18 protein-coding genes are annotated in these 21,349 nt (G+C 38.1%); 10 read left to right on the top strand and 8 right to left on the bottom strand.

Annotated features, from left to right (window positions below; translation table 11 throughout):
* Positions 1-389: 389 nt before the first annotated feature.
* Both BCL90_RS15520 and BCL90_RS15525 read right to left on the bottom strand, forming a co-directional pair.
* The gene (locus BCL90_RS15520) at positions 390-956 is read right to left on the bottom strand and encodes an RNA polymerase sigma factor (RefSeq protein WP_121284912.1); all 567 of its coding nucleotides are present in this window, start codon (positions 954-956) and stop codon (positions 390-392) included.
* A 64-nt stretch (positions 957-1,020) separates the two neighbouring features.
* Positions 1,021-2,256, bottom strand: a complete 1,236-nt coding sequence (locus BCL90_RS15525) for a sterol desaturase family protein (RefSeq protein ID WP_121284913.1) — start codon at positions 2,254-2,256, stop codon at positions 1,021-1,023.
* A gap of 164 nt (positions 2,257-2,420) precedes the next feature.
* On the opposite strand from BCL90_RS15525, the gene BCL90_RS15530 reads away from it, so the two are divergent.
* The 4 genes from BCL90_RS15530 (at position 2,421) to pgl (ending at position 7,075) form a co-directional block, all read left to right on the top strand.
* Positions 2,421-3,179: an ROK family protein gene (locus tag BCL90_RS15530; RefSeq protein WP_121284914.1), complete on the top strand. Its 759-nt coding sequence runs from the start codon at positions 2,421-2,423 to the stop codon at positions 3,177-3,179.
* Between the two features lie 87 nt (positions 3,180-3,266).
* Positions 3,267-4,682, top strand: coding sequence for an NADP-dependent phosphogluconate dehydrogenase (gndA, locus tag BCL90_RS15535; protein ID WP_121284915.1), 1,416 nt, complete (start codon positions 3,267-3,269; stop codon positions 4,680-4,682).
* 30 nt (positions 4,683-4,712) lie between these two features.
* Positions 4,713-6,227, top strand: coding sequence for a glucose-6-phosphate dehydrogenase (zwf, locus tag BCL90_RS15540; protein ID WP_121284916.1), 1,515 nt, complete (start codon positions 4,713-4,715; stop codon positions 6,225-6,227).
* Between the two features lie 122 nt (positions 6,228-6,349).
* The gene (pgl, locus tag BCL90_RS15545; protein WP_121284917.1) at positions 6,350-7,075 is read left to right on the top strand and encodes a 6-phosphogluconolactonase; all 726 of its coding nucleotides are present in this window, start codon (positions 6,350-6,352) and stop codon (positions 7,073-7,075) included.
* Between the two features lie 271 nt (positions 7,076-7,346).
* Here the strand turns inward: pgl and cysM are convergent, their stop codons facing one another.
* Complete coding sequence (gene cysM / locus BCL90_RS15550) at positions 7,347-8,219, bottom strand: cysteine synthase CysM (protein WP_121284918.1); 873 nt, start codon at positions 8,217-8,219, stop codon at positions 7,347-7,349.
* A gap of 11 nt (positions 8,220-8,230) precedes the next feature.
* On the bottom strand, positions 8,231-9,043 hold the full coding sequence (locus BCL90_RS15555) for a serine O-acetyltransferase (protein ID WP_121284919.1): 813 nt from the start codon (positions 9,041-9,043) through the stop codon (positions 8,231-8,233).
* A 1,241-nt stretch (positions 9,044-10,284) separates the two neighbouring features.
* Between BCL90_RS15555 and BCL90_RS15565 the strand changes: the two genes are divergently transcribed.
* Entirely contained in the window at positions 10,285-10,470 is a 186-nt protein-coding gene (locus tag BCL90_RS15565; protein WP_121284921.1) for a hypothetical protein, read from the top strand.
* 60 nt (positions 10,471-10,530) lie between these two features.
* On the opposite strand, the gene BCL90_RS15570 is transcribed toward BCL90_RS15565, so the two are convergent.
* Positions 10,531-13,137, bottom strand: a complete 2,607-nt coding sequence (locus BCL90_RS15570; RefSeq protein ID WP_121284922.1) for a DUF7133 domain-containing protein — start codon at positions 13,135-13,137, stop codon at positions 10,531-10,533.
* A 351-nt stretch (positions 13,138-13,488) separates the two neighbouring features.
* Between BCL90_RS15570 and BCL90_RS25755 the strand changes: the two genes are divergently transcribed.
* From BCL90_RS25755 to BCL90_RS15585, 4 genes are all read left to right on the top strand, one after another.
* The gene (locus tag BCL90_RS25755) at positions 13,489-13,659 is read left to right on the top strand and encodes a hypothetical protein (RefSeq protein ID WP_166792217.1); all 171 of its coding nucleotides are present in this window, start codon (positions 13,489-13,491) and stop codon (positions 13,657-13,659) included.
* 259 nt (positions 13,660-13,918) lie between these two features.
* The gene (locus tag BCL90_RS15575; protein ID WP_121284923.1) at positions 13,919-15,028 is read left to right on the top strand and encodes a fatty acid desaturase family protein; all 1,110 of its coding nucleotides are present in this window, start codon (positions 13,919-13,921) and stop codon (positions 15,026-15,028) included.
* 415 nt (positions 15,029-15,443) lie between these two features.
* Positions 15,444-16,031: a GDSL-type esterase/lipase family protein gene (locus tag BCL90_RS15580; RefSeq protein WP_121284924.1), complete on the top strand. Its 588-nt coding sequence runs from the start codon at positions 15,444-15,446 to the stop codon at positions 16,029-16,031.
* Between the two features lie 65 nt (positions 16,032-16,096).
* Entirely contained in the window at positions 16,097-16,825 is a 729-nt protein-coding gene (locus BCL90_RS15585; protein WP_121284925.1) for an esterase family protein, read from the top strand.
* Between the two features lie 22 nt (positions 16,826-16,847).
* Here BCL90_RS15585 and BCL90_RS15590 read toward each other — a convergent pair whose 3' ends face one another.
* On the bottom strand, positions 16,848-17,387 hold the full coding sequence (locus BCL90_RS15590; protein WP_121284926.1) for a hypothetical protein: 540 nt from the start codon (positions 17,385-17,387) through the stop codon (positions 16,848-16,850).
* A gap of 57 nt (positions 17,388-17,444) precedes the next feature.
* On the opposite strand from BCL90_RS15590, the gene BCL90_RS15595 reads away from it, so the two are divergent.
* Entirely contained in the window at positions 17,445-18,365 is a 921-nt protein-coding gene (locus BCL90_RS15595) for an HAD-IIA family hydrolase (RefSeq protein ID WP_244095091.1), read from the top strand.
* A 273-nt stretch (positions 18,366-18,638) separates the two neighbouring features.
* Here BCL90_RS15595 and BCL90_RS15600 read toward each other — a convergent pair whose 3' ends face one another.
* Both BCL90_RS15600 and BCL90_RS15605 read right to left on the bottom strand, forming a co-directional pair.
* Positions 18,639-18,908, bottom strand: a complete 270-nt coding sequence (locus BCL90_RS15600; protein WP_134380670.1) for a hypothetical protein — start codon at positions 18,906-18,908, stop codon at positions 18,639-18,641.
* Positions 18,909-19,068: 160 nt separating this feature from the next.
* On the bottom strand, positions 19,069-21,279 hold the full coding sequence (locus BCL90_RS15605; protein WP_244095092.1) for an alpha-galactosidase: 2,211 nt from the start codon (positions 21,277-21,279) through the stop codon (positions 19,069-19,071).
* Between the last annotated feature and the right edge of the window lie 70 nt (positions 21,280-21,349).

Genomic DNA, 21,349 nt, shown 5'->3' on the forward strand with positions numbered 1-21,349 from the left:
GTAGCTTATGCATTTCCGCATAGCTAGGCCGTATCCCCGTTCTGCTTAAACCCGGCCTAACAAATTTTTCGGGCTCCACTGACAAAGCCATCTCACTTGCTTCGAAAGAAAAATTTTCAGCCGGTGTTTTTTGTTTTTTCATGTGTATTTATGTTTTTATTTGCATTCAAGCTAGCTTCGCTGGTCTTTTTGACATCAAAAAGAAAGAGCCCTTCGGCGGCGGCGAGCCGAGGCAAGGCTTTACTCTAGGGCAAAAAAATGTATACGTCATTCATATTGATTTTTATCCAATAAATTATCCCTCAGGGTGACAGCAAAAGGCTATTTATATTTGTTATAAAAATTTAAACAGGCCCTAAGTATACTTTCAGGCAAAGAAGGGAATTGAATTAGATCTCCAATCGGTCAGTTGTGAGCGATCTAAAGTTTTTCACGGCCTGATAGAGTAAGGTTTCTACGGTTCTTACAGAAATTCCCAATAAATCGGCAATAATGTTTTTCTCTAACATATCGATGCGGCTCATTAAAAGCACTTCCCGTTGCCGATCGGGTAACAGGTTAATAAGACTTATAATTTCGGAATAGGATTCCCTGCTGGTAAGCTGTTCGTGGGGATTTAAATAAGTATCCGGGTAATCGAGTGTATCTTCGCGATCGTTGATACTTAAAATATGGAATTTTACACGCTGAATTTCATTAAAGGCTAAATTTTTAGCTGCAGTAAACAGGTATTTTTTGATCGATTTGATCTGAAGCTCGTTTCTTTTGTCCCAAAGCTTCATAAAAAGATCGGCAATAAGCTCTTCTGCTTTGTTGTAATCTTTAATATAAATAGAGGTAAATTTGCATAAAGCAGGATAATATCTGTTAAAAAGGGTTTCCAGTGCAAGGCTATCTTGGTTTACCAATAATGACATTAAGTCTTCATCACTTTTGCTCAAATATGCATCCTTCATCTTGCCAGCAAAAGTAGCTCAGCAACATTACGGTAATGTTAAGCAAACTTTGCCTTTAAGTTACCTATGTATTAATTGTGTTGGATTTATAGCTAAAAAGGTGCTTTTTATACAAGCTATTCAATGAAAAATTACGCTCAAGAATAATCAATCCTACAACCGGGAATATTAAAAGTTCGATGATATTAAAGCTATAGAAGAAATAACCGAATACCAGTATCAACCTGAAACATTCGAGGTAATAAATCCACTTGCGCTGCTCTAACAGGGCGCCTATATTGATCAGGGTAACGAGGATAAAAATCAATATGGCAACTTTATGGACTACAGTTAACGATTCGTAAAACATGGTTGTACCTGTAAGCATTGCTACCACCATAATCAGCTGGATATTCAGATAAATTTTAAACCTGGGTTTAGGTTTCGCCTCATGTTGTAATTTATTTTGATAATAACGTTCTTCTAAAATCGGCCTGATGTTTTGATCCATTAACGCAGGACTCCCGAAAACAGCATCCCATTTGGCCTTAAATCCATTTGCACGTCTGTAAGCCTCCCCTATTTCTAAATAATAATGAAAATGCTGCCACAGGAAACTATAACTTTTAATGGGATGTGTTAAACCATATTTAGGTGCTTCTTCTTCCGCCTGGAACGTGCCGAATAATTTATCCCAGAAAACAAAGACGTCACCATAGTTTTTATCCAGATATTTCTCGTCAGAAGCATGATGAACGCCATGTAGCGAAGGCGTAATCAAAATATTTTCGAGCCAGCCTAATTTGCCAATCAATTGCGTATGTGTAAAAAACGAATACGCACCGTGGGCCAAAAGAATGGTAATGATCATGTTGGGGTGAAAACCTACCAATGGTAAAGCACACCAGAAAACATTACGAAAAATGGCCTGAATAGTGGTAATCCGCGCTGCTGCAGCTAAATTAAACTCTTCGCTTTGGTGGTGCACAATGTGTGCTGCCCATAAAAAATTAATCTCATGTCCAAGCCTGTGGTACCAGTACCAAACAAAATCGGTAGCAAGCAACAGCAAAATCCATACATACCACTTCGTAGAAATATCGAAAATGGCATAGTGGGCATACAGCCAATCGTAAACCTGATAAAAACTGGCCGCAATAAATAAATTCAATAACCGCTCGGCAATACCTACACTAAAATTTGCAACTGTACTCTCGTATTTAAAAATTTTCGCCTTCTTTTGGTGCTGGGCGATTTTAAATTCAATAAATACAAAAATAAAAAATGCTGGTATAGCAAATGCAAGGTAGTTTACCGTCATAACAATTTAGATCTTTTTTGAGTTTAACGGAACAAACTTAATTATATTCTATTAAATACATAGATTTTATAGAATATATTATTACACCTAAATTACTTCCATCTGCATTTAATGTTTGTTGTTTTAATTTATTTGTAGAACTTCGGAATTATAAATACAAAATTATGGCTACAGAGAAAAAAGCGGAAAACAACAATATATTATCTATCGATATTGGCGGTACAAGTATAAAAACCGTTCTTTTAGATGAAAGCGGAAATATGATTACCGAATATTTAAAAAGCAAAACCCCGCCAGAAGCTACGCCAAAAGATATTGTAACAGGTATTGTAGAACTAATTAAGCCTTTTCCTGATAGTTATAACCGTGTATCAATCGGATTTCCGGGTTACGTTAAAAATGGGATTGTAAAAACTGCCCCCAACCTGGCTAAAAATAAATGGGCTGATGTAGATCTTGCACAACGCGTGGCTAACGAGCTTGGTAAGCCTGTGCGTTTGGTTAATGATGCCGACCAACAAGGCTTAGGCGTGGTTGAAGGTAAAGGCTTTGAAATTGTTTTTACAGTGGGTACAGGCTTCGGAACAGCGCTATTATTTGATGGAGAACTGCTTCCTCACCTGGAACTGGCGCATTTCCCAATCAATAAGGAGGAAGATTACGACGATTATATCGGAAACAAGGCATTCGAAAAAATCGGTAGCGAACGCTGGAACAAAAGATTAAAAAAGGTAATCGAAATTTATAAAACAGTTTTCAATTACGATACCTTATATATAGGTGGCGGAAATTCGAAACAGATTAATTTTAAGCTGGAAGACAACATTAAAATCGTGACCAACAGAGATGGAATTAAAGGTGGCGCAAAGCTTTGGAAACTGGCCGATAAGTACAATATCTTTACTGTTGAACCCAAAAAATAATTGATCTTTTATTACAATCTTTTAACAACAATAGCTGCAATATTAATTTGTAAACCCTAATTTTGGGTGCATTCTAAAAAACAAAAAATGGCAAATAACGATTCTGAAAAATATAAATTGGGAATGATTGGTTTAGGTACTATGGGCCGGAACTTATTATTAAACATGGCTGATAAGGGCTTCTCTGTAACAGGTTACGATAAAGACCAAAAGATGATCTCGAAGCTTGAAGAAGAAGGCAAAGCACATAACTTAGAAGGATTTAATGATATTGAAAGTTTTATTTCGAGCTTACAAACACCACGTACATTAATTTTATTAGTACCAGCCGGACCAATTGTAGATAGCGTTATTGCAGAACTAAAACCACTTTTAAGCCAAGGTGATATCATCATCGATAGTGGAAATTCACATTTTACCGATACCAACCGCCGTGTTGACGAGTTAGAGAAAGATGGCTTACATTTCTTCGGAATGGGTATTTCTGGTGGTGAAGAAGGTGCGCGGTTTGGTCCGAGTATGATGCCGGGAGGTGATAAACAAGCATATAATGTTGTAAAAGACGTTTTTGACGCGGTAGCTGCAAAAGTGGGTACCGATCCTTGTGTAACCTACATAGGTCCGGGTGCTTCCGGCCACTTTGTTAAAATGGTACATAATGGTATAGAATATGCCATTATGGAACTTATTGCCGAGGTATATGGCATCCTTAAAAATGGCTTAGGTTACTCAAATGAAGAAATTTATAAAGTATTCAAAAAATGGAACGAAGGCAGGCTGCAATCATTTTTATTGGAAATTACTGCTGAAATTTTCTTATTTAAAGATACCGAAACACAAAATGATCTTTTAGATCAGATTAAAGATGAAGCCCGTTCAAAAGGTACTGGAAAATGGACATCAGAGGTTTCAATGGAACTTCAATTGCCAATCCCTACTATTAACGAAGCTGTTTCTAACCGCGATTTATCTAAATTTAAAAAACTAAGGGTTTCTCTAGAGGAAGCTTTTGGTAAAAATGATACTAAAATTGAAGTAACAGTTGAAGAACTGGAAGATGCATTTTACTTCTCTATGATCAGTGCTTATGCACAAGGGATGCATTTACTGGTTCAGGCATCAAAAGAATATCAATACGACCTACAGTTACAGGAAATTGCCAAAATCTGGCGTGGAGGCTGTATCATCAGGGCTAAATTTTTAGAAGATATTTATCAGGCTTATGATAAAGACAATTCTCTTGAACATTTATTCGGTGATGCGGGTATTCAGAACATCATTAAAGGCACTTTAGCAGGTACGCGCAAAACAATCAGTGCATGTATCAATTCTGGTTTAGGTATTCCTGCATTTGCATCTACCCTAACCTATTTCGATACTATTACTACAGGCCGCATGCCTTCAAATTTAATCCAGGCACAAAGAGATTTCTTTGGCGCACACACTTTTGAGCGTATTGATAAAGATGGTGTTTTTCATGCCGACTGGAATAAATTATCATAAACTAATTAGACTCACGAACAAGAACATACAATGAAAACCAAAACCGCATTAAACCCTACCATTTTTGTAATATTTGGTGGAACAGGTGATTTAAATAAAAGAAAATTAGCACCTGCCCTATATAATTTATTTATGGAGGGTTACATGCCTGATAAGTTTGCTATTATTGGTACTGGGAGGACTGAATTTACTGATGATAGTTACAAAACTGCATTAGAAGAAGCTGTGAACGAGTTTTCGCGAAGCGGAAAAGTTAAAAAAGATAAATGGGAGAATTTTGGAAATACAATCCACTACTGCCCTACTGATTTTGCACAGCCAAAAACCTTCGAAAACCTAAAAGCGGCTGTAGAAAAATATCAAAAAGAATTTGGTGCAGGTACACAGATAATTTTCTACCTCGCAGTTGCGCCTAATTTCTTCCCGATTATTGCTGAATGTCTGCAGAAATATAAACTTACGCAAGATGAAGACAATAGCCGTATTGTTATCGAAAAACCTTTTGGCCATGATTTAGAATCGGCAAAAGAGCTTAATGCATTATTGAGTACTATTTTTACCGAAAAGCAGATTTACCGTATTGATCATTATCTCGGTAAAGAAACCGTACAAAACATGATGGCATTCCGTTTTGCTAATGCATTGTTCGAGCCGTTGTGGAACAGGTCTTATATCGATCACGTTCAGATTTCGGTAACCGAACAGTTAGGAGTGGGCGATCGGGGTGGTTATTATGAAGGCTCTGGTGCTTTGAGAGATATGATCCAGAATCACCTGTTGCAATTACTTTGTTTAGTTGGAATGGAAGCACCTATTAATTTTGATGCCGATGAAATCAGAAATCGTAAGGTTGAGGTTTTAAGGGCAATGCGTCCTTTTTCTGCAGAAGATATCCGCTTTCATACGGTTCGTGGCCAATACAGCAAAGGCTGGGTTGAAGGTAAGGAAGTTCCGGGATACCGCCAGGAAAAAGGTGTTGATACCCACTCAAATACCGAAACTTTTGCGGCCGTTAAATTCCATATTGATAACTGGAGATGGCAAGGTATTCCTTTCTATTTAAGAACAGGCAAGCGCTTAAACCAAACTTCATCATTAATTACCATTCAGTTTAGAGATGTGCCACATCAGATTTTCTCATCAGAGGTAACCGAAAATTGGCAACAAAACAGATTGGTCATTAGCATACAGCCAGAAATGAGTATCCGCATGCAGGTACAAGCCAAAAGACCTGGACTAGACATGGTACTAAACCCTGTTGATATGGTATTTGATTATAAAGGAACTTATGAGGGGGATACGCCAGAAGCTTACGAAACCTTATTATTGGATGCCATGATGGGGGATCAAACCTTGTTTATGCGCGGCGATCAGGTAGAAGCTGCATGGGAACTGGTGATGCCAATTTTAAATACATGGGAAAGCAAAAAATCAATCAACTTTCCTAACTATCCTGCCGATAGCTGGGGACCAGAAGAAGCCGAAGCACTTATTGCAAGAGATGGTTTCCACTGGTTTAATTTACCATTGAAGAATAAGGAATAATTTTTATCCAGTCGTCACCCTGACCTGTAGCGCAGCGGAAAGCTACGCAGTAAATTTATTTCAGGGTCTTATCAAGATAGATCCTGAAATAAATTCAGCATGACGAGTTTATTATTTACAGAATGAATCTACTTATATACAAAACATTAGAAGAATTAAACCAGGATCTGGCAGATTATGTAATCAAGATTGCAGAAATGTCTATCGAAGAAAATGACCGTTTCAATTTCGTGCTTACGGGCGGTAGTTCTCCTAAAGCGCTTTACCATTTTCTTGCAACTGAAGGGCAGCACAGAATTGACTGGGAAAAAGTTTACTTCTTTTTTGGCGATGAGCGTAATGTTCCTGCCAACGATGACAATTATAACGGATTAATGGCCAGGAAAACCATTTTAGATCCGCTAGGCATTAAAGAAGACCATATCTTTTACGTAGATACCACTTTGGCGCCAGAAAAAGCAGCTATCGAATATAAAAAAGCAATTGACAAACATTTTAATGGTGAAGACATTGTTTTCGATTTAATCCTTTTGGGTATGGGGGATGATGCACACACCGCTTCGATTTTTCCACATACTACTTTGGTTAAAGATGAGGAAGTAAACGTAGCAGCTGTATACGTAGAAAAACTAGATACATATCGCATTAGTTTTACCGCACCATTAATTAATAAAGCAGATAATGTTGCTTTCCTGGTATTTGGAGAGAATAAAGCCGAAGCACTGAAACATGTTATTGTCGATACGGAAAAAAATGTTGATTTATATCCTTCGCAATTAATCGATCCGATTGATGGAAAGTTAACCTGGTTTACCGACGAGGCTGCTACAAAATTATTAGAAGATTAAATAATATGGATGTCTGAAGAAAAACATTTATCAGACTTTTTAAACGGAAAACGGAATATGCCTTAGGGTTATTCCGTTTTTTTATTTAGCAAAAAAAACGGAATTAAACTCCGTGAAATTAAGACTACAACTGTTGAGGTAAAAATAACAATGGGAAAAGCAAAACTAGTGATTAGGCTTGGTGTAAAATACAAATTTGAAGCGAATGCCAAACCATTAAGATTACATAGAAAAACCCTTCGAGAAGCCCGGCAACATTAATGATTTATCCTCAACCAAAAAGATCGCTGCTCAGGTAGCGGTCTCCCCGATCGCAGGCAATAAAAACGATGGTTCCCTGATCTAGCTCGCCAGCAAGTTTCAAAGCTGCTGCACAGGCACCGCCCGAACTCATGCCCGCAAATAAACCTTCTTCTTTAGCCATCCTCCTCGACATCATTGTAGCTTCTTCCTGTGCAATGTCCATCACACGGTCAACACGTTCTGGTTCAAATATTTTTGGAAGGTATTCTTTTGGCCATCTTCTAATCCCTGGAATAGAAGAACCTTCAGTAGGTTGACAGCCTACAATCTGAATATCATTATTTTTTTCCTTAAAAAACCTCGAACAGCCCATAATGGTCCCCGTTGTTCCCATAGAGCTTACAAAATGCGTAATCTGCCCTTCCGTATCCCTCCATATTTCTGGTCCGGTTGTTTTATAATGTGCCAGGTAATTATCTGGATTTGCAAATTGATTTAACAAAAAATATCCTTTTGAAACGCCTTTTTCTTCCGCATAATCCCTGCATACTTCTATACTTTCCAACAACGTCACTTTTGCGCCAAAGGCTTCCATAGTTACCTTACGTTCGCGTGTAGAATTTGCCGGCATAACCAATTCAATGTCTAAGTTATATAAACTTGCAATCATGGCCAGCGCAATGCCGGTATTGCCACTTGTGGCCTCCACCAGTTTAGTCCCGGGTGCTACATCACCACGTTCTATTGCGCTTCTGATCATATTGAGCGACGCCCTGTCTTTGACACTACCGCCCGGATTATTTCCTTCTAATTTGGCAAATACCCGTACAGCCGGGTTAATATTCAGCTTTTGAAGTTCAGCCATTGGCGTATTTCCAATCAGATCGATTATTCCTGCCATATTTTGATATTTTAATTGGTTTCTTTATGGTTTCTAATGGTAATTATTGGCGAATGATAAGCGGTAGAAAAAGCAGGGATACTTTCGGTAAGCCATACGTTCCCCCCGATAATACTATCATGCCCGATAACGGTTTCACCGCCCAGTATGGTTGCCCCCGAATAGATTACCACCCTATCTTCCACCGTTGGGTGGCGCTTGCTACCAGCTAATATTTTTTTAACGCTTAAAGCACCAAGTGTTACCCCTTGATAAATTTTCACATAACGGCCTATTGTGCTGGTTTCGCCAATAACAATTCCGGTTCCATGGTCGATATGGAAGTACTCGCCAATACTAGCCGCAGGATGGATGTCGATACCTGTTTTAGAATGGGCATATTCAGTAAGAATTCTCGGAACCAGCGGTATACCGAAATTATAAAGCATGTGGGCAATTCTGTAGAAACAGATGGCATAAAAACCGGGATAAGTCCTGATGACTTCAAACCTGCTCTGTGCGGCGGGGTCGCCTTCGTAAATGGCAACAATATCGGTATTTAAGATCCGGTACAAGTCTGGTAACTTTTCAAAAAACAGACCCGCTGCATTTTTACATTCGCTATTTTTAAGCTTACAACTCACTGATATGATATCATAAAGCTCAAGCTCCAAAACAGCAATATATTCTTTTACTTCTGTAATCGATGAAAATACTCTTGGGGAATTTTCTGGAAAAAGTACTTGAATTAACTTTTCTGCCCAAAGAGATATCACTTCATTGGGTGGAATATTTGGTTGTTCAAGAGGCTTGTTGCTAATTTGTTCAAAAAAATGGTCTTCCATAACTAATGGTTACACCTCGCAGATCTGCTCATCTACTAGGTATATAGATTTAATCGCTAAATGTAGGTTTTGTTTTTTTAAACTGGAACTACTAACGAAATTTTATGAAAATAATGGAGGGGAAATAACAAAAAAAAGTCCGGAGTCAGCAGTCCAAAGTCGGAAGTCGATTAGCTTGGAGTTGAGAGAAGATCGAACCTTCTTCGGTTTGTCACCCTGAGAGATAATTATTTCATAAAATCAATATAAAAGACAGGTCTTTTTAGCAAAATATTAGGTTGCGCGAGATTGTCATTCCCAACCCGATAGCTATCGGGTTGATTGGGGAACCACGGAGTGCTCATGAATGCCTTTGAAACAAGGTAAACTTATGAATAATCGTAATGCAAGCCCTTTAAGATTCCCGACTACGGACTACGCCTATCGTGTGGACACATCTTTTTTTAGTATTTTTAGGCATTTTGCTAACCAACTTTAATAAAGCAAGGATTTTAACCAAGGACGCTGTCAATCCCAAGAGCAAGGGAAATCAAAAAAACAGGTGTAAGACAGTAAAAATGGCACTAACAAACCTGAAGCGCAGTGGTTTTGTGTTCATAGCCGATAATTTAATTTTTTTAAAAAAAATTTGAACACAAAACGAAGTGTCGCTGTTTTTTTGATGTGCGTGGGATTGCGCAAAAGGCTCATTGCTGGATTGACAAAGCGCTTTGGGTACTTTGGCGCTCCAAAGTACCATGCCCCGCGGCATAGAGCGGAAAAAAATTAACATTTATTTCCAATTATAGTCTTTAAGACATCAAAGCTTGCTATTAGCAGGAAAGATGCTGAAATAAATCCGATAGCTATCGGATCAGCATGACGATCGACCTAGGCAACGATGCTAAAAACAAATGTAAACTAAAAGAGATCTATCCACACGATAGTCCTACGCAGCAATGAATGACGACCGTACTAATGGATTCTGTCTATGGTAATGGAGCGAAGGGTTAGTAGATAATTTGGAACAAATTAATCTATTTGAACAATAAATGTGAGTGACAGAAATTAATTTAATCGTAAAAATAACCTCAAGTTACCATTATTTCGAGCGGCTCCTTCAGCTGTGCTATCGGATTGAGATGACTACCCTTCTACAATGAACCATTGAACCAATGACCAGTGAGTTAAAAATACTCCTTTAAGGAATAAGAATAAACCAGTTTCTCAAAACCAGACCGATTTGGCAATGTTACCAATACATGTTGATAACTGTAGAAACGACTGTAAAAGAATTAGATAAGATTTATATCGGTGAGGAGATCACTTTTGATAAAAAATCTGGCCTGGTATACCGCATTGCGATTTTTAAGTCGGTGAGTATTTCCAGTTATATCTTTCAGTTGGTTCACGGAGAAATTATTATTATCCGCAGGAATTGTTATTAGCAGGAAATTAAAATAGCATTTCCGATCGATATACTACCGGAAATGCTATTACTTACTATATTATTTTTTCTGTTCTGATAAAAAGGTAACTAAAGAAGCCAGTTCTTCGTATGATAATGAATTAGCCAAACCTTCCGGCATCATCGAAGTTTCCATTTCTTTTCTCGACAGGATATCGCCTGCTTTAATGGTGAAAACTTCTCCTGCAATGTTACGAAGCACCACTTTAGCAGCGGTTTCTTCCGTAATAAAACCCATATACGTACGGTCGCCTTTGGCAGTAATCATTACTGAAGCAAATCCCTGAGAAATCGAAGCATTAGGTTTTAATATCGATTCTGCAATCTGTTCACGGTTCATAATAGAGCCAATCTGTCCCATAAAAGGACCTTTCATTTTCTCGCTTTTGCTCAAGCTATGGCAGGCAATACAGCCTTGACTATTGAAAATATTTTTTCCTTTTAACGGGTCGCCCTGTAATTTATTGATAGCTAATAATACATCTTCTATAGATGATTTACCTACCTGACCTTTTTTGTTTTTGATTTTATCCAGATCAATTTTTGGTTCTTCGGTTGTCGCTACTTTTTCTTCTTCGGCAAATTCAGGGATATCCATCCTTTGTCGTGCATTTAAATCAACATAAAATTGTTTTCCTTGTGCTCCGGCTTTTGTAGCCTCTTCTTTCAGGAATTTCTCAATAATAGGAGAACCTTCCCATGAAACGGCTTTAAAGTATGGCCCGTGAGAGTCAGGACGTGTACCCCACCACCAGGTAGCATCATAGGCAATTTCTTTTTTATACAAACGGCCTAAGGTAACCAGAATCTGCTGTTTTAATTTTTCATCTGTCGATTGTTTGTAGTTTTCAATTAGTCCGTTAACCGCTTTTTCAGTATGCATGTAACGTAATGCCCAAAGTGCAAGCGTAGCATTTTCGGTTTTAACTGCAGCAAGCAACGCATCTACTGCCTCAAGATCAACCAATGCCCGAACAGCTAAGTGAGGTAAAATAATGGCTGCGTTTGGTGTTGCATGAGGTCCTTCAGTGCCTTTTGCAGGTGCTGTAAATGAAGCAGGAACCTTGGTTTGTAAAAGCACATTGGCAACCTCTGCCCTGCCCAAACGGTTTAAACCAATAATTGAAGCGGCCTGAACGCGAAGAGAAGAATCTTTTAAACCTTCTAAAAATGGTTCAATAGGTACTTTGTCTATATAAGCTTTGCGATCAGCAAGTGCTTTTAAAGCAAATTCCTTAAGTGTTTTGTCTTTGGTAAATTCAACTAAAGTTGTGATACTACTTTCTTTGGTGAGCTGTGCGTAGGTATACATACCGGCTATACGCACATCAAGCGCTAAACTTTGATCGGAAGCAACATTTAAAGCCGTTGCGATAGCTTGTTTATTATTGCGCAAAACCAATTCCTGCGAAGCAGTTAAACGGGCTACTGCACTATTCGATTTAATTAACTCTGTTAATTTTTTAATTGAAGCCTTTTTAACATCAGGAAAAGCTTTGTATGTCCAGTTATTGGGTACTGCCCGAACAACGTAGCCTTTATTCGGGCTGCCAGAATAACCTGCACCATCCCAGGCCGATAAATATAGTCTTCCTGAACCGTCTACATCAAGGTCGGTAATTTGAGGTAGCTTAATAAACTCTTCATCTTTCTGTGTAAAGGTTGGCCCATCAGCAGTTACTCTGTGAATATAAAGCATGCTTCTGCCCCAATCGGCCATCATTGGCACATGGTTATATTGTTCAGGCCAGTTTGGTTCATCCATAAATAAGGCACCCGTGCCCGATCCACCACCTAAATCTGCCAATGCAGGAATAATTTCGTCGGTAAAATTCTGAAATAAAACCGGGTAACCATATTCACCAGATTGTATGTGGTGAGAGAAACGAACATTCCATCCTCCTCCATCATTGGTATTTTCCCTGGTAAAAACGTTCATGTAAGGATCAATCGCAACATCATAAACATTACGTGTACCGTGTGTATAGACTTCCATTTCAGTTCCATCAGGACGAACGCGTATAATTCCGCCACCTAACATGGTTAGTTTTTTACCTGAACGGTCTACCGCGTCGTGGAATCCAAAATCGCCTACAGAAATATAAATCCATCCATCAATCCCCATTCTTATGCCATTGGTGGCATGGTCGGTGCCACGTTCACGAATATATTTGGCATTACTGATATGCTCAATAAGTGGTTTTTCAGGTCCATCGGCTTTTCCGTCACCATCTTTATCCTCGAAAACAACCAAATTCATACCTGTTGCCTGTTTTGTTTCTTTCGAAAAAGTGGTATGCAATACGTATACCTTACTGCCTTGAACAATAATACCTCTGGGATTATCCACTTCGGCAAAATCTACATGTTCATCCATTTTACCATCGTTATCCTTATCTATCAATTTAAGGATATGCCCTTTACCAGGATCTTTACCTAAAGAGCCCATCATATCAACACCAACATATACTTCTCCTGTTGGCGCTACAGCTAAACAGGCTGGGCTAGGTGTAATATCAGGTCCGGCAAAATTGGTGATTGTTAATTCGGGAGGCGATATGCGTTGTATCTCTGGTTCATTAAAAAAGTTTTTTAATCCAAAAAAAACTAGCGTAAAAGAAATTAAGCTTAAAGAAAATTTAATCATTGGTGTATTGTTGTTTCAGGTTAGTTTGTGTGAGGTAAACTTACAAAAAATACAAATTCCTTATTGCCACAATTTTGTGTCGTTTTAATTTATTTGCAACTATTACCCATAATCGCTATACACTGTCGCAGCAAAAGCCGAATTAAGTGTTTTACCAAATAAATACCAGTAAAACAGCCACAATTGTGGCATAAATCAGTGAAAAACCATTAAACAAGACAAGCAAAGTATCTTAAAAGTAAAAAACAATCGCTATAGTCACATTCTGGCAATTATTTTTAAATAAAACTTGAATTATAGCATGCATTTCTTTATATTTACTACATACAGTATTCACCAAATCAGTATGTTATGAAAAATATTCATTATTTCTTCCTGACTGCCCTGATCTCCTCCATTGGGCTGTTTATTACCAGGGATTCATTTGAACCCGAATTGGTTTATAGCACGGTGGTATTAATATGGATTCTTTACATCTGGTACCATATTTATGCTGCTACTAAGAGGAACTACAGCGAGTAGTCTTTGTTTTTATTTATTTATTTTAGTTTCCAAACAACTATTGTTGGGCTAAGTTTGCATGCCTTTTGTTTTCAGGATGCAAGACTCCGAAATATTTTAATTTAACAGGTGTATCATCGTTAATTTACTATCTTCGCCAAAACTAAAACACAATAGTTTACGTTTATAACTAAGCTTGGCCAATTGGCCAGGTTATACATTAAGCTTAATGAACTTGGAGCATCGACCTCGTACATGGGGTAGATTATCGCACAAGATCATGAAATCAAAAGCAAAATTCCCATGTTTAACAGGGAATACATTTTACTCGGAAGTTCGCCGCAGAGTAAACAACGACTTTAAAGAAAACAACAGAAGTATCAACGCCAATGTATTGATGTGGTTTAAAGCCTTTCTTTTCCTTACCATATTTCTGGTACTTTATTTTTCAATACTCCTTTTAAACCTGCATGGCGCTATACTTTTAGGGCTTACCATTTTACTTGGCGTAACTTGTGCATTTATTGGTTTTAATATCTGCCACGACGCTATCCATGGTTCGTTTTCGAGTGCTAAACGCACCAATTCATTTTTTAGTTTTCTTTTTAATATGGTTGGGGCTAGTCCGTATGTATGGAACATTACGCACAATGTAGTGCACCATACTTATACCAATATCCCTGGTCATGATGAAGATATTGAAGTGGCACCGGGTTTAATACGGATCTGCGCGGAGGATGAGTTAAAACCCCATCAACGATTCCAGCAGTGGTATGCCTTTCCGCTCTATAGTCTGGCTTCGCTTTCCTGGGTGTTTCGTAAAGATTATAAAAAGTTTTTTCAGAAAAGTGTAGGTGCCTGCCAAAACAAACATCCCAAGATTGAATACTTTAACCTTTTTTTCTACAAATTTCTTTACTATTTTATTTTTATTGGTTTACCGATATTGATGATGTCGATCTCATGGTGGCAGGTTGCAATTGGTTTCATCGTGTTGCACATGGCACAAGGATTAACCATGGGACTTGTTTTTCAACTGGCTCATGTGGTGGAAGGAACAACTTTTCCTACAACCAATGCAGCGGGCAATATGGAAGAAGCCTGGGCCGAACACCAAATGCGTACTACAGCCAATTTCGCAACTCAATCGCCCATCTCAGCATTTTTTCTTGGAGGATTGAACCGACAGATAGAACACCACCTTTTCCCTAAAATATGCCATGTCCACTATGGTCGCATCTCCATAATTGTAAAACAAACTGCATTAGAATTTGGATTGCCTTATCACGAAAGCACCACTTTTCTTTCGGCACTCCGCTCCCATTACCGTATTTTAAAAAAAATGGGACGACCTGAAACAACTTTAACTCATACACCTCTAATTTCTTAACTATTAAGTTAAGAGCGATTATTGAAACTTAATGTTCTTATTTCCTTAATGATAAAAAACTGTACACCAATTAATTGACTATTAAGAAGTTTAGGACATTAAGGTAGATCATCCAAACTTGATGTTCTTATTCCCTTAACGGTAAAACCTGTACACCAATTAATTGACCATTAAGAAGTTTAAGGCATTAAGGTTGATCACACAAACTTAATTTTCTTATTCCCTTAATAGTAAAACACTTAACATCAACTAACCATTAAGAAGTTTAGGACATTAAGGTAAATCATCCAAACTTAATTTTCTTATTCTTGGGCAATATGCATTCAAGACCAATGACTAATGAACCTACAGCTGATAACATAAACTTAATGTTCAATCCATTCTTCGAAAGGTAGATCTTTTTATCTTTAACAATATGTACTGGTACGAAGAAGAAGTTAAACAATTGGAAAGGGCGCATCGTTTGGATCGGGAGCATCCAGGGGTTGTTTTTTATGGCAGCTCATCTATTCGGTTATGGAACAGCCTCGAAGATGATTTTGATTACATAAAAGTAACTAATTTAGGCTTTGGCGGCTCTACATTAGCAGCATGTGTATGGTTTTTTGAGCGAATTATGATAGACTACAGGCCGAAGGCACTTGTGGTATATGCAGGCGATAATGACCTTGGTGATGGAAGAAACCCTGAGGAGATATTTATCTTTTTCCAGCAGTTAATGGTTAAAGTGAACCAGCGGTTTGGCATATTGCCCTGTTATTTTATTTCCTTAAAACCCAGCCTTACCCGTTGGCAAATGGCCGATCAGTTTAGATACACCAATAACCTTATCGAAAGCGAAATTATTAAACTTAATAGCCATTGGAAATTTATTGATGTTTTTAAGAAAATGCTCAACAAAGATGGCCTGCCAAACCCTGCACTTTACGATCATGACGGACTGCACCTTAGTGAAGAAGGTTATCGTTTATGGGCCCACACTATTAAAGAGAAATTAGGTTAATCATTACGCTTAATTAATATTCTGATAACATTGATGCCTTAATTTTCCAATAAAGAATTAACGCGATGAACAGGGAATATCATAAATGGTTCAGCCAGAATCTTAAACGGGATATGGAGCTCCTTGTTTTCGGTCATGCCGGCAGGGCAGTTATCTTTTTCCCCACCCGTATGGCCAGGTTTTACGATTACGAAAACTGGGGAATTATAGCTTCTTTAAATACTCAGATAGAAAATGGTGAACTTCAGATTTTCTGTGTGGACAGTATAGATGGAGAAAGCTTTTATAACGATGAAGTATTTCCATCGGTACGGATAGACAGGCATTTACAATATGAAAAATATATTCTCGAAGAAGTATTATCGCTTATCTATCAGAAAAATGATGGCAATTACGTAGCAACTGCTGGCTGTAGCATGGGCGCTTACCATGCCATAAACCTGGCTATGAAATACCCCTGGTTATTTAAAAAAGCAGTCGGTATAAGTGGAAGATATGACCTTACAGACAATATCGGAGATTTCAGAGACCTACTGAACGGGTTTCATGACGACAAGGTTTATTTTAATATGCCAGCACAGTATATTGCTAATCTTAACGATGATAAATTACTATCTGCAGTTAGAGAGATGGAAATAATTCTGGCGGTAGGTGAAACTGATCCTTTTTTAAGCGGAAACCAGCATCTTAGCAGTTTGTTGTGGGAAAAAGGTATACCCAACCAATTTCATACCTGGGAAAGTAATGCACACCGACCCCACTATTGGCGAAAAATGGCGCCTATGTACATTTAAATTATTACATAAGCGCCGCATCTTATTTCACTGCTAAATTAAAATATTGTTTAATGTGGAGGGTATCTACAGGTTTTTTAGATTTCTCGACAGCTAGAACAATATGAGCATCAAGCAGCCATTTTTCTGCTGATGTATTAATGTTAGCTACTTTAATTCCTTTAACAGTACCTGCAATTGGAGTTAAGTTAATATAATCACATGAAGCACAAGAAAACAGATGTTTTACTTTTCCGGCCAGGATATCAGCATCAGTTAATAAAAATTTATCATCCTGCATAGGTGCTTGAATATATACCCGCGTGGTGCTGAAGTTATTACCTTTCGTAGCCAGAAAAATCCGGTATTGACCAGTTGTAAGTGCCGCCTGCTGATCGGCCATTGCTGCATAGTTAACATACTCATACAAGCAGTTTCCTTCGGTACAAGTGGTTAAATTTTGTGCATCAATGGTAAAATCCATTGGATTATCGTTTTTCTTTTTGCAAGCGCTCAAAGTGCTTAATGCAATTAAAAAGGTGAAAGTTACTTTAAAGGCGTTCCTCATAATTTGATTTTTCATGAATACGGTACAAATTGAGGATACGCTACAACCCAGGCATTATTTTTTATTAAATAAATGCACAAGAAAGAATACTATTTAAATACGCTTGGTAATCTTGCTCAAAAAACTGAATATTCAAAAGACTTTATTTTAACATTGGTTGAACAAGAAAATATTAAGTTTGCACATAAACAGATTAAATCTACAAAACATATGAAACAAGGATTATTAATAGATATGGATGGGGTGATTTATAGCGGGGAAGAATTAATATTTGGCGCTGATAAATTCATTAAAAACTTAATTGATGAAGATATTCCTTTCGCATTTATGACCAACAACAGCCAGCGAACTGCTTTAGAGGTTGTGCGAAAACTAAAAGGACTTGGTATAAAAGTAGAAGAAAGCCATGTGTATACCAGTGCGATGGCTACTGGAAAATTCCTTTCAGATCAAAGTCCGAACGGTACCGCTTATGTATTGGGAGAAGGTGGCTTATTAAGCAGTTTGCACGATCATGGCATTACTTTGGTTAATACCGATCCGGAATTTGTGGTATTGGGAGAAGGTAGAAACTTCACACTAGAAATGGTTCAGCGTGCAGTTGACATGATTCTTGCGGGGGCTAAATTTATCACCACCAACAGAGATCCATCACCAAAAAAACCAGGATGGAATAACCTGGGGATTGCTGCAACTACGGCTATGATTGAAGAAGCAACAGGTAGAAAAGCATTTGTTACAGGAAAACCAAGTCCGGTGATGATGCGTTCAGCACGTAAATTCCTGGGATTAGAAACCAGTGAAACTACCGTTATTGGCGATACCATGGAAACTGATATACAGGGAGGTGTACAGATGGGTTATAAAACCATTTTAGTGCTCTCGGGCATATCAAGTAAGGATACCTTAGGACATTATGCTTTTAAACCAGATATGATTGCAAGCTCTGTTGATGAAATAAAGTTTCCATTAACCTGGTGGGAAGGTAAGTAGTTTGCGTTTGAAGTAGCCTCGGGGTATCGTCATTGACGAGCCTTTCTATTATGTAAATGGTGGTAGTCGAAAGACCTGCTATACCCTTAGGTGTTTCGACAAGTTCAACATGACAGCGTTTAAAGTAAAATCGCCATTAAAATACAATCTCCTCAAAACCGGATAGGTGACCAACACCAGTGACCAGCTAACAAGTAAACTAATTACTAGTGAAGAATCAATGCACTTTCAGGAACCATCTTCTATTTATTCCCTTAAAGCAACCGAGCTACTTTATTTACTAATATGTAAATAACCGCCCTCAATTGAGGTATTCGGTTTAAAAAAGCTCAATCGATAATCAGTTGAACATACAGTAGGTTTATGATCAAAGTTAGAAGGTGCACCATCACGATTGATCAACGTAAATGAAACTGAGTCATTTACAACCTGTTCATGTACTGGCACATCAGGATTTTTTTTGTCAGTAAATTTATTCGCTTTGGTTAAAAGCCCAATTGCTGGAATAACCATTAATAGCGCTACGCAAGAAATCAGTCTCATATCATTGTGCTTAAATCTTCTTATTATTTGGTTCGCCTTGTTAAACAAATATGAACCGTTGTTATTAGTAAGATGATTAGCCAGTATTATGAAATTGTTAAAGTTACAGTGCAGTTTTAATTCCATATTAAGTGTAACCGACTTAAAGAAATAAGTTAATTTATTTAACCTCCTCAAACTTCAGCACTACACTTGTTCTATTGGTATTTAAAACCGGGTTGAAACCCACCGTCATTAAAAAATCTCCTGTATAGGTTTTGTTGCCATCAATCGGCGATTTTGTACCAGGAAACAAGTTAATCTCCCTGATCTGGTATTTCTTTGCTGCATCCAACCCATTCAATTTAACCGGATATTTACTGCCTTCGCCATAACGGTAATTTACCAGGTAGTTAAAAATTACACCTTCCGTTCTCTGATCGTTTACATACAACATCGAAGCTACACTACCGCTGCACGGATCGGCCAAACGATATTGTTCACCCTGCCAGATAATGCCTTTCACATCATTATAGTTTTTAATGGCTTCCTGACAAAACTGAAGTTCCTTTTCAGGCAGTTTACTTACCACAATATCAAAACCCAATTTACCCATCATGGCAACATCGGTACGGAACTTTATGGACTGTTTTCCCCAATCGGTTACATGGTTGGAGCTGCTGATCGCAGGGTAAAAATAAGAGTATTCCCATTGCATAAATATACGTTCTAACGGATCAGTATTATCACTTGGCCAAAACTCTGTAAAATACTGTAAAGCAGCATAGTCTACCCTTCCACCTCCACCAGAGCATAACATCATCGGTACAGTTGGATATTTTGCACGGATTCTTTGCAGTACACTATACAATCCCTTTACGTAATCAATGTAAAAGTGCGATTGATTTTTTAAATGTGCAGAGTATGCATTGTAAATTACCGCATTACAATCCCATTTAATATAGGCCAGTTTCGGATTTTTAGTAAACAGACCATCTACAACACCGAAAACAAAGTCCTGTACTTTCGGATTACTCAGGTCTAATTCTAATTGGTTTCTAAAATAGTATTCAGGTCTGTTTGGTTGTTTTACCACCCAATCCGGATGTTTTTCGTAAAGTTCACTTTTAGGACTCACCATTTCAGGTTCAATCCAGATCCCGAACCGTGTTCCAACATTATCGGCTTCTTTTACCAATGAGGCGATACCATTTGGCAGTTTCTTTTTATTTTCTTGCCAGTCGCCCAAAGCCGCATGATCATCGTTACGCGGATATTTATTCCCGAACCAGCCATCATCAAGCAAAAAGAAATCGACGCCCAGTTTTTTGGTATCTTTTAACAACTCGGCCAGTTTTTGTTCGTTAAAATCGAAATAAGTGGCCTCCCAATTGTTCAAAAGTGTTAAGCGGCTGCCTTTACCATCTAATATTTTATAGTTGCGTGCCCAATTCTGCAATTTTCTGCTTGCATCGCCTTTCCCCTGGTTAGAAAAAGTATACAAAAACGCCGGGGTTGCAAAAACTTCGCCCGGTTTTAAGCTGTACGGAGAAGCATAATTATTCATCCCTGCAATAATGCGCAGGTTATTCTGATAATCGAGTTCCAGATCAATCTTAAAATTACCGCTCCACTCCAAAGCGCCGTATAAAACATTGCCTGCATGCTCTTCTGCAGGTTTATCCATCGAAATCATGAAAACCGAAGACTGAAAAAGGTTGGCTCTAGTGCCCAATTTGCTATCCAAAGTTTTAATCCCATGGGTAATTTCACTTTGTTCAGGCTGCATTTCCTTTGCCCAATCGCCGTGGTATTGGTTCAGCCAAAAATGTGGCGATTTTAAATGCAGGTTGGCCGAAGCATATTTATGCAATACCACATTACCTTTTTCGCTGTGTTTAATTTCTGTCCATTGCTCTATTACATCCTGCTTGTAAAAAGATTTATAAAACAGCGTTACTTCGAAATTGTACACCGGATCTTTTAACCTGATCTTTAATAAACTTACATTATCATTAATTGCGGTAACGGTATGATCTTCATACTTCAGATCGAGCGAATTATTGCCATCGGCATGGGTAACACTAATGGCAGGCTCTACCAGATTTCTAGTTCCAGATGGCGTATAAGCCGAATTTAACTGTCCGGTATAATCTTCTGTTTGCTTATACTGATCATTAACCTGGGCATATTCCTGTCTATTGCTAAGTTTTTTTCCAAAAAAAATGGTATTCACATCTTTTTTTGCATCGGCCTGTAAAACCAGTGCATTATGGGCCGTTTCGATAGGTATAATGGTCTGCGCTTTGCTATTAGCCATGGCAAAAAGAGAAATGGCCATTGCCAATGCGCCCAGCCTGAAGTATCCTTTAGTTTGATGTGATCTGTTCATTTGTGTCTTCAATAATGTTTATCGGTATAGAGTTGATTAATTTATGGTTTGAGCGTAATTGCTTAGCTTC

The organism is Pedobacter alluvionis, from assembly GCF_003664035.1.
Taxonomy (GTDB): domain Bacteria; phylum Bacteroidota; class Bacteroidia; order Sphingobacteriales; family Sphingobacteriaceae; genus Pedobacter; species Pedobacter alluvionis.